The sequence below is a fragment of the Herpetosiphonaceae bacterium genome, from assembly GCA_036374795.1.
Taxonomy (GTDB): Bacteria; Chloroflexota; Chloroflexia; order Chloroflexales; family Kallotenuaceae; genus LB3-1.
Genome location: DASUTC010000242.1, coordinates 1 through 13068 on the forward strand (window position 1 = coordinate 1; position 13068 = coordinate 13068).

Annotated in this window: 9 protein-coding genes; 5 read left to right on the top strand and 4 right to left on the bottom strand. The window is 62.8% G+C overall.

The genetic code is table 11. The features are described 5' to 3' along the window. Window positions 1-358 precede the first annotated feature (358 nt). A complete protein-coding gene (locus VFZ66_18025) occupies window positions 359-2521 on the top strand; it encodes a hypothetical protein (GenBank protein ID HEX6291088.1) in 2163 nt (720 codons plus the stop codon). 130 nt (window positions 2522-2651) lie between these two features. Further along, a complete protein-coding gene (locus VFZ66_18030) occupies window positions 2652-2780 on the top strand; it encodes a hypothetical protein (GenBank protein ID HEX6291089.1) in 129 nt (42 codons plus the stop codon). 19 nt (window positions 2781-2799) lie between these two features. On the opposite strand, the gene VFZ66_18035 is transcribed toward VFZ66_18030, so the two are convergent. Next, window positions 2800-4116: a glycoside hydrolase family 6 protein gene (locus VFZ66_18035; protein ID HEX6291090.1), complete on the bottom strand. Its 1317-nt coding sequence runs from the start codon at window positions 4114-4116 to the stop codon at window positions 2800-2802. Window positions 4117-4433: 317 nt separating this feature from the next. Here VFZ66_18035 and VFZ66_18040 point away from each other — a divergent pair, with 317 nt between their 5' ends. Together VFZ66_18040 and VFZ66_18045 are read left to right on the top strand one after the other, a co-directional pair. Continuing rightward, window positions 4434-6632, top strand: coding sequence for a non-ribosomal peptide synthetase (locus tag VFZ66_18040; GenBank protein HEX6291091.1), 2199 nt, complete (start codon window positions 4434-4436; stop codon window positions 6630-6632). A 102-nt stretch (window positions 6633-6734) separates the two neighbouring features. Next, entirely contained in the window at window positions 6735-7046 is a 312-nt protein-coding gene (locus tag VFZ66_18045) for a serine hydrolase domain-containing protein (protein ID HEX6291092.1), read from the top strand. Here VFZ66_18045 and VFZ66_18050 read toward each other — a convergent pair. Continuing rightward, window positions 6998-8662, bottom strand: a complete 1665-nt coding sequence (locus VFZ66_18050) for a carbamoyltransferase N-terminal domain-containing protein (protein ID HEX6291093.1) — start codon at window positions 8660-8662, stop codon at window positions 6998-7000. The genes VFZ66_18045 and VFZ66_18050 overlap by 49 nt on opposite strands. A gap of 486 nt (window positions 8663-9148) precedes the next feature. Here VFZ66_18050 and VFZ66_18055 point away from each other — a divergent pair, with 486 nt between their 5' ends. Beyond that, a complete protein-coding gene (locus VFZ66_18055; protein HEX6291094.1) occupies window positions 9149-10201 on the top strand; it encodes a D-2-hydroxyacid dehydrogenase in 1053 nt (350 codons plus the stop codon). A 12-nt stretch (window positions 10202-10213) separates the two neighbouring features. Here the strand turns inward: VFZ66_18055 and VFZ66_18060 are convergent, their stop codons facing one another. Both VFZ66_18060 and VFZ66_18065 read right to left on the bottom strand, forming a co-directional pair. Next, a complete protein-coding gene (locus VFZ66_18060) occupies window positions 10214-11290 on the bottom strand; it encodes a TauD/TfdA family dioxygenase (protein HEX6291095.1) in 1077 nt (358 codons plus the stop codon). Window positions 11291-11378: 88 nt separating this feature from the next. Next, window positions 11379-12974 (bottom strand): serine hydrolase domain-containing protein, encoded by a 1596-nt coding sequence (locus VFZ66_18065; protein HEX6291096.1) that lies wholly within the window; start codon window positions 12972-12974, stop codon window positions 11379-11381. Window positions 12975-13068 lie beyond the last annotated feature (94 nt).

Below are 13068 nucleotides of genomic sequence, written 5' to 3' on the forward strand. Positions count from 1 at the left end.
GCCATTCCGCTGTATCTGCGAGAACGCGATTCAGCGGGATGGCTCATTGCGGTCTACGCTGCTGATCTCAATGCAAAAATGAGCCGATTCACGCCTTCGATGACCATGTAAGCGCTGCCGATCGGTAGCAGTGAACGTGCCGGTTGCCCCGATACCTGAGCTATGGTGCCGCCGCTGCAATCGCGGAACTCCCATAGATCAAAGGTCATTGTCACATCGTAGTATCTGCTAGAAGCAGGTTTTACAAAGTTCAACACTCCGGATAGCGAGTCCATGCCTGGCATCCCGAATCCGTGGGTGTGAGATCGCGGCGTGAGGCCACACGGCCTGACGAGTTTTTTTGAAACAGGAGTACATCATGACGCTTCGTTTTGCCCGCACACTGCTGTCTATTCTTGTCCTGGCCGTGGTCTTCGGTGCTCGCCCCGCTGCCGCCGTGCCACCTGCCCCGACGCCTCTCTCGCCGACGCACGGCGCAAACGTCCTCCTGCCGGTCACTATCGCCTGGTCCGCCGTCAGCGACCCCAGCGGAATCGTCGCCTACAACTGGGAGGTCAGCCCCTCGTCGAACTTCACGACAGTGATCCTCAGCGACTCTACCAGCGGCGAGACTCAGGATACCGTGAGCGGCCTCGCGAATGGCACGTATTTCTGGCGTGTTCAGGCCGTGAACGGCGCGTTCGTCCAGGGAGCGTGGTCCCAGGCGCGGAGCTTCAACGTTACCGGAGTAGGACCCAATGCGCCGGGCACGCCCAGCCTCGGCCCGACCGTGGGGTACTCGACCTTTCACCCGTGGGAATCCATCTCGTTCAATTGGAGCGCCGTTCAGAACGCCGCGACCTACGTCCTCCATGCCTCGACAGACCCGAACTTTCCGGTGGCTACGCGGATTCAGATTGATAACATCCCGACCAACAGCTATGGATTCGCCATCGCCGACGAAGGCAACTACTACGCGCGCGTCTTCGCCGTGAATGCGGACGGCATCGCCAGCGCGCCCTCGAACGTGATCACCTTCTCCGTCTTCTACAATAACCCGGTCCCGCCGCCGCCGTCACCTGTCGCGCCAGCGAATGGCACGACGCTTACGCTGCCAGTCACGCTCACATGGACCCACGTGCTCAATCCGCAGCCCAGCGGATACGAGGTGGAGATCGCCAAAGACTCCCGGTTCGCGACGATCGAGGAGCACATTCCGCAGCTCAATGGTCCGTCCCGAACGGTATTGTCGCTCACGTCGGGGACCAAGTTCTGGCGGGTGCGCTCACACCACGGAGCCGCCTCGCCCACCACCTCCGCCGTCACTGCGTGGTCGGCTACCGGCACATTCACGGTGAGCGCCGCCCCTCCGACGCCTGTTTCGGTGACGCTGACCAACGACCCGCTGTATGGCGGCGATTCCACCTGGGTTGCGGTGCAGCTAACGACGGCGGCTCCTTCGGGCGGTGCGACGATTAGCATGACTAGCTCAAATCCGAATGTGGCACCTGTGCCAGCGACGATCGCGATGCCGGGCAACACGGCCTGGACGCAGTTCATGATGGACACCAGGCCGGTAACGTCGCCGACGCCAGTCACGCTTACCGCGACGCTCAACGGCGCCTCCGCCTCCGTCCAGCTCACTCTGCTCCCAGCATCCTTGAAGTCGATCTCGACGCCCAGCACGACCACCGGCGGCACGCCGGTAGACGCAATCATTATGCTGCATGGCACGGCTCCACCAAACGGAGCCGTGGTGCGCCTCACAAGCGACTCGCCCGCCGCCCGACCGCCCGCCGAGGTAATCATCCCATCGGGCAGCCCCTCGGCATCGGTCCTCATTCCCACCAGCGCCGTCACGACGAATACCCCGGTCACGATCACCGCGAGCTACAACGGCGGCAGCGTCCAGTCGCGGGTCACGTTGACGCCACAGCAGCCGCCTACGTCGCTGACGCTGGACCCGACCGTGACGATTGGAACAGGCGGCAGCTCCTCAGGGCTTGTCACCGTCGCGTCGCCTCCGCCCACGGATCTGCTCCTGCCGATCACCAGCAGCCACCCGGCAATCACCAGGATCAACACCAGCGTCATGATTCCCGCCGGTACGACGCGCGGCAGCTTCAATATCTTCACGAGCGCCGTCACCGAGTCGACCGTCGTCACCATCTCGGTTTCCGGCGCTGGCGTGACAAAATCGGCTACACTGACGGTGAATCCCGATCTACAGCCGACGCCGACGCCGACAGGCCCGCTGCCTGCGCCAAGCCTCGTCAGCCCCGCAAACGACGCCCGCTTCTCGCCCGGCCAGGCGATCACCTTCGACTGGGCCGATGTGAGCGGTGCCGCGAGCTATACTATCCAGATCGACGATGACCAGTTGTTCTCCTCACCGCAGGTTGTGAGCCAGAGCACGACGGCCTCGCAGTTCACTACCAGCACGCTTCCCAGCCGACGCATGTGGTGGCGGGTGCGCGCCAATGATTCCGCTGGCACGCCCGGCATCTGGTCCGCGATCCGACGCTTCGAGGTGAAGAACTAGCATCAGGCTGCCGTCGAGCATACCGCTCTGTTCCACCCGGCATCGTGTCCATCCTGCTTCACGGTATGTCCCAGCACGAAGCCGCCCGGTCATCATCTACCAGGCGGCTTCGATAACTTGATGAGCCGTCATGCTAGCTGTCGGCTTGCTCAATTCGGCCCGGCTGCCCGGCATGCGACTCGCGCCCGACCACGGGCTGCGCTATCGACCATCATTCACGCGGCGGGGCCTTGAGCATCTTCTGGTAACGTGGGTATAGCCCAAGGATTGAAGGGCTGCTACCGGAGCGGAGGGCTGGCGAGTTGCGCCAGCTCAAGCGCCTGCTCCGGGAACCATGCCCCCGCGTCCGGGTCTACCCGGCCCCAGACCGGGTCTACTACGTCGCCGCTCCCCAGGCCACGGCTGCACCGACCATCCGACTCGCCCGGCACCTTGATCCACAGATAGGCGTCCACGAGCGGATGATCGGTAGCTGCCGTCGGACGAATCCCCAGCCCACGATCCGGAGGATTGCACCACGTCTGCGGGTCCGGGAAGGACTGTGTCGGCGTCCACGGCCCCTGACCGTTGCGGCTGGTATCGATGACAAAGTGCGTGGTCGGCTCGACACCGCCGAGGATCAGGTCGTAGCGCGAGCTGATGCCAGCGGTGTTGGCGTACGGTGAATCAGCGTCATCGCTCCAGATCAGGGCCGGGTCGAGCGCCACACCCTGCCAGTTATTGGCCGGACCACCGCTCCAGTACTGGTTGCCGCACGCACCGAAGCCGGTCGGGTTCACCTGCGTGACGTAGGCGATGCAGGAGGAGATCCACGTGCCGTACGCGACCAGATTCTCCGTCCACTGGTAGTTGGACACATTGAGGAAGAAGCCGTCGGCGTCCTGCACGCCAGCCTTCAGCAGCCGGTCCGTGATGTCCCCGACATTCAACCACCCGCTGTGGGTGGCGTCCAGATAGACATGCGTGTTGGGCAGCGCGCCGAGCACGTCCACCGCGTAGTTCAGCATCGCGAAGCGATCGGCTGCGGCGGTCTGCGAGTCGGCCTCGGCTGGCTGGCACCACTCCCGCACGCCATCGATCGTGGTGTACCACGGAATGATTCCGAGGCCGTCGGGCTCAAGGATAATGATCGCCTCACGGCCCTCGATGCCGCGCGCGACGCCGTCGATCCAGGCTGTGTACTCCGCAACCGAGGTCGCGCCACCAGCGGAGTACTGGGCACAGTCACGGAATGGGATGTTGTAGAGCACCAGGACCGGGATCGCCTGCTTGCCGGCGGCCTGGTAGGTGATCTGGCGGACCTGCTGCTCCGCCTGCTTGGCGGAGCCGCTCGTCACCCAGACCGCCGTAGGCGTGCTGATCATCGCGCGGATACGCTCCGCGTCGGCCCTGCGACCCTGCGACGTCAGCTCCGCAACTTGCGCGACCGCGTCGTGATTCGGCTTCGGGGTATAGAACTGGGTGTTCGGATCGAAGCTCAGGCGCGGACCCGTCTTCAATCCTGCCGAAGCGAACGCCGACGTCGTTGAGACGATGAGTGCCGTCAGAAGCGCACTCACCAGCAGCATGTGTCTCAGCGTTGAGCGATGTGCCATGTCCGTCCCTTTCGTCTGTCCAGTCTTGTGCAGGCGAATGTACCTGCAAGCGTTTCTCCGCACGATCCGGCGCAGGATGGCGTTCGTGTGGCGTACCATCGCCACAGAAGTCGGGCCACGCTGCCCTATTCATTAACACTATTGAGACGTTTGCGCGGAATCTTACCTAAGAGTGGGCAGCGCGTCAATCCCGTTTCTGCACGCGCTGACCAGCGCCTCAGCCTCAGGATGCCGCCGATCCGCGCTACTCCGGCGACACAAAGATCCAGATACGGTACACTTCGAGATCGACCGGCGCGAACGTGGTGCCGCTCTTGATGTCGTTGGAGGAAACTGATCGTGAGCTGTATCAAAAATTCATCGCCAACTACGGCAACTACGAGCCGATCTTCGATGTTGGCGCGCTGTACGACAAGCTCAGCCCCATCTCGGAGGAGTTCGACCTGTTCAAGCTCCAGGTGATCCTCAGCGACGACGAGCGCGGCTGGTTCCTGCGCATCCGCTCCAAGACCGGCGTGATCGCGGAGCCGGTTCTGGCGCAGCTTGGCGAGCATCTGATCCGGTTTTTATCGGCTGGCTTTGCCGATCCCAACCTGCCGCTCAAGGATATTGCGCTGCTTGCACCCGACGAGATCGAACGCCTCCGAGCATGTGGTCGCGGCAGCCAGCGAGCAGCGCCCGCGCAGATCGTCGAGCAGATCCGCGATCATGCGCTGCACTCCGGCGAGCGTCCGGCGGTGGTCTGGCGCGAGCAGCAGCTTAGCTACGCCGAGCTTGAAGGGCAGTCGAACCAGTTCGCGCGGATGCTGGCTGCGGCGGACGTGCAGCCCGAGGCGCGTGTGATGCTGATCATGCCGAAATCGCTGGATGTGCCGGTATGCGTGCTGGGCGCCTGGAAGGCCGGAGCCGTCTACGTGCCGGTCGCGCCCGAACTTCCCGCCGAGCGGCTGCTGGCGCTGATCGAGGATTGCGATCCTGACTATCTTGTCGTCGGGCAGGATGTGCTCGAAAAGCTGTCGTTTAAAACGCTGGCGGAGCACGCACGATCGGCGCAGGCTCCTCGCCCGGTGGTGCTGGCCGACGATCTGGAGTACCTCTACACCGAAGAAAGCGCGGATGCTGTTTGCGCGCCGCTGGATCAGCACAGCCTGGCTTACATTATGTACACCTCAGGCACAACCGGCACCTTCAAGGGCGTGTCGATCAGCCACGGCAGCCTGAGCAACGTGCTCCAATGGTTCCGCGAGGCATATCGGCTTGGCGCGCACACGCGGCTGTTGCAGCTCACGCCGCTGACCTTCGATCCGAGCCTTGAGCAGTTGATCGGAGCGCTGGCAGCGGGCGGGCAGGTCCACCTGGCTAGCTCCTCCGAGCTAGCCGCTCCTGAGGCGCTTGCAGAGCGGATCGAGCAGCAGGCGATTGGGCAGCTCAACGCGACGCCGACGGTCATTGAGGATTTGCTGGCGAGCCGCGAGAAAATTCCGAGCCTCGAAACAGTGATCGCCGGCGGCGACAGCCTGAGCGATGAGCTGAAGGCGACGATCCTTGGCAAAGGCTACCGGCTGTATAACCACTACGGTCCCACGGAATGCACGATCGATGTGGCGGCGGGCGGGTGCCACCTTGAGCAGCCGGTGACGATTGGCCGACCGATCGACAATACCCGGATCTCGATTCTGAATGCCGACTTGCAGCCACAGCCGATTGGCGTAGCCGGAGAAATCTACGTCGGAGGCCGAGGGCTGGCGCGCGGCTACTGGCGCGATGCCGCGCTCACGGCAGAGCGGTTCGTGCCCGATCCGTTCGGCGAGGGCGAGCGCCTGTACCGCACGGGCGATGTGGCGAGCTGGACGCCGGAAGGCGAGATCGTGTTTGGCGGTCGGAGCAGCACGCTGGTCAAAGTGCGCGGCGTGCGGATCAATCCCGCCGAGATCGAGCGCGTGCTCAGCGGCGATCCACGGATCAAAGAGGTTGCCGTCGCAGCCTACCACAACGCGATCGGCGAGGAAAGCCTGTGTCTCTTTGTCGGCGGCTCGGACTACAGCGAGAGCGAGATCACGGATCTGCTGCTTCAGCGCCTACCGCACTATTTCGTGCCGTCGCGCACGGTGCTGGTCGAGCGGCTGCCACGGCTCGATAGCGGCAAAGTCGACAACACGCAGCTTCGAGCGCTGGCGTCGCAGCTTACAGTCAGGGCGGCGTACCGGGCACCCGAAACCGAAACCGAGCAGATCATCGCCGCGATCTGGGCCGACGTGCTGAACGTCGAGCAAGTCGGGATCGACACCGACTTCTTCGCGCTCGGCGGTCACTCGCTCATGGCAACCAGGGTCATCTACCGCATCTACGAGGAGTTCGGCATCGACATCAACCTGCGCACCTTTTTTGAATCGAGAACCGTCGCGCAACTGGCGACCGTCGTGGAAGAGCAGCTTTTGCTGACGATGGAGCCAGAAGACCTGGCAAGCATCGATCAGGAATCCGGCGCAGCTCAGGACGAGACGCCCGCGTCATGATCAAAGCGCGATCGAATCGTAGGGACGCGCTGCCCACACCCTGGGACGTATGCAGCCCCTACCGACGTGTTCCGAATATCGACTATCTACAAGGGAGAGCACGTGATCGATTCATCCAAGCTAGAGCATGATCTTCAAGCGCAGATGCAGGCGGGCAAGGTTCCCGGCCTCGCGCTGGCAATCTTCAACGATCGAGAGGTTCTTTACGCCAACGGCTTCGGCGTTACCAGCAGCGAGGATGGCGCTGCTCCGGTGACACCACAGACCTTGTTTCGGATCGGATCGACGACCAAGCCGCTCACGGCCACGGCGATTATGCGGCTGGTCGAGCGTGGACAGCTTGATCTCGATCTGCCGATGACGACCTACCTGCCCTGGCTGGCGGAGCAACTGCCGGAGAGCGCGACAATATAGGCCATCAGGTCCGCGATCGTGTCCCGGCGCCCGGCGTCGGTGACGTTGCCCAGCGGCAGATAGGCCATATCGTCGGCGGCATTGATAGCCGCCTCGATCTCAGCCGTCGTGGGCGCGCTCCCGCAGTAGAACGCATGGCGCAGCGGCTCGCCAAGCGGAGCGCCATACGCCAGCGCGAAGTGATAGGCCGCACCCATGGGCGTTCCGGCATCGCCGGGCGTGGGCGGCACCCACAGATGCAGCCGCGTCCCCTTCCGACCAACGTAGCGCTCGTAGTAGGCCTCATCGAAATGCTCAAGCAGACGCATGTTGGCAAGACAATTCAGCGCAGTGCCGCCGGTCAGCACCAGCTTGCTGCTTCCGATCGTGCGGATCAGGTACTCGACGATATGAAAGAGCACGTCCTCGAACAAGAGATGCATTGCCGCCGCCTTGTCCACGCGCTCGCGGGTAATCTCGGCGTGCTGAATATCCTCGACGTTGAGCACGGCATCTGGATTCCACATCTGATCGGGCGGGATCGCCGGGCCGAGGATCTCGGTCAGCGCGGCGGTGTACGGCTCGGCGTGATCGTGATGCCAGTTAGCCAGCGCGCGATTGAGATAGACCTGCCCATCGTTGCCGAAGTACATAAGCTGCCGCAACTGGCGATAGTATGGATTGGTCAGGCGATCGGTGTTGCCCCAGGCCGCCGCGCCCATGTAGCGCCCTTCGCTGCTGAGCTGGGTCCAGCCGCCCTGCGTCGAGCTGATAAAGCTATACAGCAGGCCCAGCGAGTCGTACTGGCTTTTGTTGTCGCGGATCAGCGTGAGATGGCCCTGCCGCGCGACATACAGCGAGATCGAGTTATCTTCGCCGCTGCCGTCGATCACCGTGATCAGCACCGGCTCGTCGCTGTTGGCGAAGGGCGAGACGGCGTAGGAGAAGTAGGCGTGGTTGCCGTGGTGGCGCATGCCGATGATCGGAAACGGCCTCTGGAGGCCGAGCTGCCGACCCAGTCGCTCGGCGGCCTGGGTATAGCCTTCGCCCAGCGGCACTTGCGCCGCCTCAGGCTGCGGCGCGGGAGCGGTATCCTGCTTGCTGGCGCGGCCTCGCAGCAGCCCGCGCAGCCGAGCTTTGATCGCGTGGGTAATATCGAGATGGCGAAGCTGGCGCAGCGTCCCCGGCAGCTCCTCGACGATCACGCGCGGCGAGTAAAATTGCACAAAGTCGAAGTTGGCGAGGCAGGCATGGAGATCGTCGGCGCCGATGCCACGCTCGGCCATCTGGGCCTTGAGCGCCTCGATCGCCTGCTCCGGGAACCGATCGCAGTGCTTGTGGCCGACGTAGCGCTCTTCTTCGTTATTACAGATCAGCCGCACGCCGCGCTCCCGCGACACCTCGACCAGCGCAGCGCCGGTGTTATGCGTGCGAATGCCGATCCCAAGCAAATACACTGTCTCGCCGCGCTGGAGCTTCTGATGCATCAGCATGGCACGCTGGTGGGCGTAGGCGCTGTCGGCGGTGTAAAAATGCTTCTTCGCGCTAAAGGCTTTCCATACCGGCAAGTACAACCGCTCAGAGATGTTGCCAAGCAATGGATGAGCCGGGCCATATACGCCAAACGTCCGTGCCATCTGGACTGTCCTCCCGACAGAGCTTCTTTCGCTTACCGCAGCTATGACCAGCCGATCGGATTGGCAAGGCCCTTCGACAAGCAGGGTTGGATCGCAGCGACATAGCGGCTGATCGCGGCGAGGCTAAGATTCCGCGCAGCCACAAAGACACGTTGATTCTGCACCAGGCCCGAATTTAGCACAATCGCCCATCCCGGCTTGCCTGCACCTGCCAAGGTCATCGAACGCCAGGCAGGACTTCTGATGCTTGACAGTGCTGCACAGCAACCTTACCATATTTTTATGTTTTGACCGAGCCACCCGACCACGAAGATCCCCAAGCCCGCCGAAGTTCTATGGAGGCATGCTTGCAGGTCCGTTCCGCCTTGCAGTTCGATAACGACCGAGAATTAAAGAACACAGGACCGGAGAGCTGGTGCCTTTCCCCACGATTCCCGATCTGATGTAGAATCGAGCGGTCTTTAATTCTGTACCCAGGAAACGAGCATGGACCATCAGTTAGCACAGCAGACGATTCTGATCGCCAGCTATCTGGAACCTGAGCATATCGAGCGCATTCGGGGCGTCGATGCGCGGCTGCATGTGATCTACGAGCCTGATCTGCTCAGGCCGCCGCGCTTCCCCAACGATCATATCGGGCAGCCGATCCAGCGCACGCCGCAGCAGGAGCGCCGCTGGCGCGATCTGCTGGGCCAGGCGGATATTCTCTTCGATTTCGATCATACCCACCTTGACGATCTGCCGGAGCTTGCGCCCAGGCTGCGCTGGATTCAAGCGACTAGCGCCGGGATCGGCCAGCTCGTCAAAAGGCTGGACTATCCCAGCCGCCTGCCGAACACGGTGCTGACCACCGCGAGCGGTGTTCATGCCCAGCCGCTGGCCGAGTTCTGCCTGATGGCGATGCTGATGTTCAGCAAGGATCTGCTGCGCACGCTCCGCGACCAGGCTCGCAAGCATTGGAGCCAATACTCCGTGGCGGATCTCGAAGGCCGCACGCTGCTGATCGTCGGCGTGGGCAAGATTGGGCGGGAGCTGGCGCGGCTAGGCCAGGCGCTGCGCATGAACGTGATCGGCATCAAGCGCTCGGTCGACGGTGTTGATCCGGCGACGCTGTTTCTCGATCAGGTGTACGGGCCGGAAAGCCTCCATCAGCTCTTGCCGCAGGCCGAGTATCTGGTGCTGATCACGCCGCACACGCCGCAGACCGAGCAGCTGATCGGCGAGGCTGAGCTGGCGCGTTTGCCGCGCGGCGCGATGTTGATCAATATCGGTCGCGGCGCGCTCGTGGACGAGCCCGCATTAATCGCCGCGCTGCGATCGGAGCATCTGGGCGGCGCCGCGCTTGATGTGTTTGCCGAGGAGCCGCTTCCCCAAAGCAGCCCGCTCTGGGATCTGCCCAACGTGCTGGTCAGCCCGCACTCAGGCGGCACCAGCGATCGGGAAAATGAGCGGATCGTGGATCTTTTCTGCGACAATCTGGCCCGCTGGCTGGCCGGTGAGCCGCTGCGCAACGTGTTCAATCCCCAGACGCTCTATTGATGAATCACGCCCTTACGGCGTCACCTGAATGTCGTTCGCCCGCACATCGTCGCGACTCACCGGCTCGGCCATGCCGACGACAACCTTGCGCGATCCCACAAATGGCGCGCGACCATGCGCCACCAGCATATTGTCAAGCATCAAAATATCTCCGCGCTGCCAGGGGAAGGACACCGTTTCCTGATGGTAGGCTTCCCGCAGGGCCTCAACCACCTCCGGCTCGATCGGAGTTCCATCGCCATAGTAGCTATTGGCTGGCAGATCTTCTTCGCTAAACTCCGCCAGCATCGCGTCGCGCACCATCGGGCTGAGCGTGGTGACATGGAAAAACGTCGCGTGGTTGAACCAGACCAGCTCGCCGCTCTGCGGATGGCGCAGCACGGCCTCGCGAATAGCGCGGGTCCGTAAGCGATCACCCTCGCGCCAGGTTGCCTCGATCTGGTGCTGGCGGCAGTACTCCTCGACCGCAGCCTTATCCTCGGTCTGAAACACCGTCTGCCAGGGCAAGCCGATGCCCTGCCCAAAGTTGCGCACATACATCCAGCCCTTGCGCGCAAAGCGCGCGCGAATCGCGGGATCGATCCGCTGATAGACCTTGCGCACATCGGCGATCGGCGTCTCGCCGCCCTGCTCGGCAGCCGTGACACAGAAGAAAAAGATTTTCAAAGGCCAGGTATGCTGGTAGGAGTTCTCGTTGTGGAGAAAAATCGGCTGATCGGCGGGGTAGTCGGTGGATATGTAAATATTGCCGCTGACCTGGCTGCGCGGCGATGAGCGCTCGCGATATTCAAGCAAATTTCCCGATGTCGCCCTCACAAACTGCTCGAAGTCCGCGATCTCAGGCACCGCAAAATCACGGAAGAGCAGGCCGCCGTGCGTCAGCAGATGAGCTTGAATCTCCTCGCGATGCGCTGCGGCCCAATCGATCAGATTCACCCCGTCGATCGTCGGCTGAACCAGGAGCGGCAGGCTGCTGCCGGGCAGGAGCGGAGCAACCTTGACCAGCTCTGCCTGCGCTATGTTCACCGCTTTGCGCTGGATCGATCCCGGCTTCTTTGGTCCCGGCTTCGCCGGGTCTGAGTTCGCCATCGTTCGGCCCCCTTGTCGCTCTCGAACATCAAACGCTGCGGGCGGATCGTGATTGTACCGTATGGTGAAAAACATGCAGCATGCCCGGTCATGTTGCCGACGATACGCGATAGCGGCGGGCTGCACCACCCGCCGTCACCAGCACGGGCGGTCCACCGTCCTCGGCTGGCTCAAACTCGATCAGGCCGCGCGGGCTGATAAAGCTGGTCGCCGTGAGCGGCGTGCAGACCACCTCATCGCCCCACCACTGCATATGCAACCGATCGTCGGCGATGCGAATCTTGATCGGCGTCGGGTCGATCTCCCAGACGGCATACGCGCCGGTATAGGCCGCCCACGCGCCGACATCCGGCACGAACGAGTGGTCACGCGCGAAGCGGCGGTACGGCTCGCTATCGATCATCACGTACTGCACCGGACCTGACGCTTCGGCAACAAAGCCAACGTAGGTCGAGCCGGTATGGTACAGGCCGCCCTCCACGGCGGTCAGCGGCATCGTCTCGCCGTTGAGCTCGAGCATAAGCTGATCGTCGACGATCTCGATCGTCGCGAGGCCGGAGTGGACGCTGAGATACGTGCCGACATAGCGCGGCCACGCCGATCGGTCGGGCGCGACCGCCGCTGGCTGGAAGCGGGCGGCTGGCAGATCGAGCAGCTCGTTGTAGAGCGCTCCGACCAGGCTGCCCATGTCGGAGCCGTCCTCGTAGTTGCATTGCAGAATAACGGCAAGCTCGCGCTGAGGAAAGAGCGTCAGCAGACAGTTGTAGCTTTCCAGCATGCCGCCGTGGGTGACATGCCGCACACCCTTGTAGTGGCCGGTGTAGAAGCCCAGTCCATACCCCGCCTCATAGCCGAGTCGGTAGCGGCTTGCCTGGGGCGTATGCATCAGGGCGACCGACTCGGGTGTGAGGAGCGCGGTATCTTGGAACCGGCCCTGGTTGAGATGCATGATCGCAAAGTTGGCAAGATCGAGCGTTGAGCTGATGCCAAAGCCCGCCGGATTGCCGCTCACGTTGTCGGTAAAATGATGCCTGGTACGCAGCACGCCATGCGCATCGACTTCATGCGCCAGCGCCAGCGGATAGGTCATCGCAACGGTACGGTCGAAGGTGCTGCGGCGCATCCGGAGCGGCTCGAAGATCAACTCCTGCACTAGCTGATCGTAGTATCTTCCCGTCACCACCTCGGCCAGATACCCCGCCAGGACGATGACCGTGTTGTTGTACAGATGGACCTTGCCCGGCTCCGCGATGAACTGATAGCGCGGGATCTCGTCCCACACAAAGCGCCGCAGCGCATCCGGGTCGCGCGGGCCAAAGTCCTTGCCTGCGGCTGGCAGGCCCGTGCTATGGCTCAAGACATGCCGGAGCGTAACCGCCTGGCCGAGCTTGGGATCGCTGAAGGCAAAGCCCGGCAGGTAGCTGATCACCGGCTCGTCCAGATCGAGCTTGCCCTGCTCGACCAGACGCATCACCAGCGTGCCGGTCAACGATTTGCTGATCGAGCCGATACAAAACAGCGTATCGGGCGTTACCGCGATGCCGCCATCTTCGACGCTGGTGGTGCCGAAGCCACGCGCATAGGTAATGTCGCCGCCCTGCACCAGCGCCAGCGCCAGGCCGACATAGCGCCGCTCCTGGACCGCCTGCTGGACACGTTGTTCGAGCCGGTAGAGATTCAACATCGCAGTGCTCCCGCAAAAGTCGTGTGACGAAGGCATCCTCGTGGGTGCGCCATACGATACCATGAGATCGCGCCGTACACCGCCCGCAGATTGT

Coding starts and splice junctions, on each gene's coding strand:
- VFZ66_18025 (HEX6291088.1), top strand. CDS start 359: ATGACGCTTCGTTTTGCCCGCACACTGCTGTCTATTCTTGTCCTGGCC.
- VFZ66_18030 (HEX6291089.1), top strand. CDS start 2,652: ATGCTAGCTGTCGGCTTGCTCAATTCGGCCCGGCTGCCCGGCATGCGA.
- VFZ66_18035 (HEX6291090.1), bottom strand. CDS start 4,116: ATGGCACATCGCTCAACGCTGAGACACATGCTGCTGGTGAGTGCGCTT.
- VFZ66_18040 (HEX6291091.1), top strand. CDS start 4,434: ATGTCGTTGGAGGAAACTGATCGTGAGCTGTATCAAAAATTCATCGCC.
- VFZ66_18050 (HEX6291093.1), bottom strand. CDS start 8,662: ATGGCACGGACGTTTGGCGTATATGGCCCGGCTCATCCATTGCTTGGC.
- VFZ66_18055 (HEX6291094.1), top strand. CDS start 9,149: ATGGACCATCAGTTAGCACAGCAGACGATTCTGATCGCCAGCTATCTG.
- VFZ66_18060 (HEX6291095.1), bottom strand. CDS start 11,290: ATGGCGAACTCAGACCCGGCGAAGCCGGGACCAAAGAAGCCGGGATCG.
- VFZ66_18065 (HEX6291096.1), bottom strand. CDS start 12,974: ATGTTGAATCTCTACCGGCTCGAACAACGTGTCCAGCAGGCGGTCCAG.